The organism is Sphingopyxis sp., assembly GCF_016463645.1.
GTDB lineage: Bacteria > Pseudomonadota > Alphaproteobacteria > Sphingomonadales > Sphingomonadaceae > Sphingopyxis.
In genome coordinates, this window is record NZ_JAEMQX010000264.1 from 1 (window position 1) to 1,715 (window position 1,715).

The window sequence follows — 1,715 nt, forward strand, 5'->3', positions numbered from 1 at the left end:
GTATGGGACAGTGTGGGCAGCGTGTCGCGCGCGGTCGCGGCACTCTATCCCGACGCGCGGCTCGATGCGGCGGGCGACAAGACGCTTGTCGTGCGCGTCGAGCGGCAGGACCTTGACGAACTCGTCGGCAACCTGCTCGAGAATGCCGCCAAATATGGCGGCGGCAGCGTCTTCGTCACGGTCCAGCGCGACGGGAATATGGCCGAAATACTGGTCGAGGACGACGGCCCCGGCATCTCGCCCGATGACCGCGTTCGCGTGATCGATCGCGGCGTGCGGCTTGACAGCGGCAAGCCCGGAACCGGCCTTGGTCTCGCGATCGTCCGCGACGTCGCCGAAATCTACGGCGGCAGCGTCACGCTCGAGGAGAGCGAGGATCTCGGCGGCGTGCTGGTACGGTTGAGGCTGCCGGCGGGATAGGGCGAATGACGGCTTTACGGGAGAAAGCCGACGTTACATCGCTTTCATTCGTCATCCCGGGACGGCGATGAAAGACAGGGGCGCTATCGTCCGAAACCCGTCGTTAGCGTCTACGCCGCGGTGACTTCCAGCCCGCGCTGGACCGCGGGGCGGGCAAGGCCGCGATCGAGCCACGCCTGGACATGGGCAAAGCGGTCGAAGCCGACGATCTCGCGCGCCTCGTAAAATCCGATCAGGTTGCGCACCCAGCCGAGCAGCGAGATGTCCGCGATGCTGTAATCGGCGCCCATCACCCATTCGCGCGTCGCCAGCCGCTCGTCGAGCACCCCCAGCAGGCGCGCGGATTCGGCGGCGTAGCGGTCGCGCGGGCGCTTGTCCTCATATTCGCGCCCCGCGAATTTGTGGAAGAAGCCGAGCTGGCCGAACATCGGGCCGACGCCGCCCATCTGCCACATCACCCATTGGATCGTCTCGTAACGCGTGCCCGGATCGGCCGACAGGAACAGTCCGCTCTTGTCGGCAAGGTAGATCAGAATCGCACCCGATTCGAAGAGTGCGAGCGGCTTTCCGCCCGGTCCGTCCGGATCGTAGATCGCGGGGATCTTGCCGTTGGGATTGAGCGCGAGGAACGCCGGATCATGGCTTTCGTTCGCCATGATGTCGATCCGGTGCGGCTCATAGGCGAGGCCGGTTTCCTCGAGCATGATGCCCGCCTTCACCCCGTTCGGCGTCGGCGCGGAGAAAAGCTGGATGCGGTCGGGGTGCTGTGCGGGCCAGCGTGCGAAAATCGGATGATCGAGGCTCATGCGCTTTGCTCCCGCTTGGCTTGCTGATGATGGCGGATCACCTCGTCGATGATGAAGCGCAGGAACTTCTCGGTGAAATCGGGGTCGAGATCGGCGTCGCGGGCCAGCTCGCGCAGCCGTCCGATCTGGCGTTCCTCGCGGCCGGGATCGGCGGGAGGCAGGCCCTCGCGCGCCTTGAGTTCGCCGACCGCCTTGGTGACCTTGAACCGCTCGGCGAGCATATAGACGAGCGCCGCATCGATATTGTCGATGCTCTGGCGGTAACGGCTAAGCTGATCGTCCATGCGCGGCTCCTCTGATGCCCGGCACGCTTGGCACCGGGCGGGGGCGTCATGCAAGCCGAAAGTCGTTGCAAATTTATGGCCCTCCGGCCAAGGGTCGCCGCGTCATGACTGCCGAAATCCATCAGCTCCACGGCGACCGGCCGCCTTCGCTCGATCCGATGATGGCGCTCGTCGCCGCCGATATGAACGAGGTGAATTCGGTCAT

General features: G+C 65.2%; 3 protein-coding genes. 1 reads left to right on the plus strand and 2 read right to left on the minus strand.

Annotation, left to right across the window (positions count from 1 at the left end; translation table 11 throughout):
• Positions 1-420, plus strand: a 420-nt coding sequence (locus JHC57_RS22390; RefSeq protein ID WP_294032760.1) for an ATP-binding protein, incomplete at its 5' end; no start/stop codon positions are given.
• A gap of 110 nt (positions 421-530) precedes the next feature.
• On the opposite strand, the gene JHC57_RS22395 is transcribed toward JHC57_RS22390, so the two are convergent.
• Together JHC57_RS22395 and JHC57_RS22400 are read right to left on the minus strand one after the other, a co-directional pair.
• Positions 531-1,226 carry a glutathione S-transferase N-terminal domain-containing protein gene (locus JHC57_RS22395; RefSeq protein ID WP_294032761.1) on the minus strand — a complete coding sequence of 232 codons (696 nt, stop codon included), beginning with the start codon at positions 1,224-1,226 and terminating at the stop codon, positions 531-533.
• Entirely contained in the window at positions 1,223-1,510 is a 288-nt protein-coding gene (locus JHC57_RS22400) for a chorismate mutase (RefSeq protein WP_192645354.1), read from the minus strand. Before JHC57_RS22400 ends, JHC57_RS22395 begins: the two co-directional genes overlap by 4 nt.
• Between the last annotated feature and the right edge of the window lie 205 nt (positions 1,511-1,715).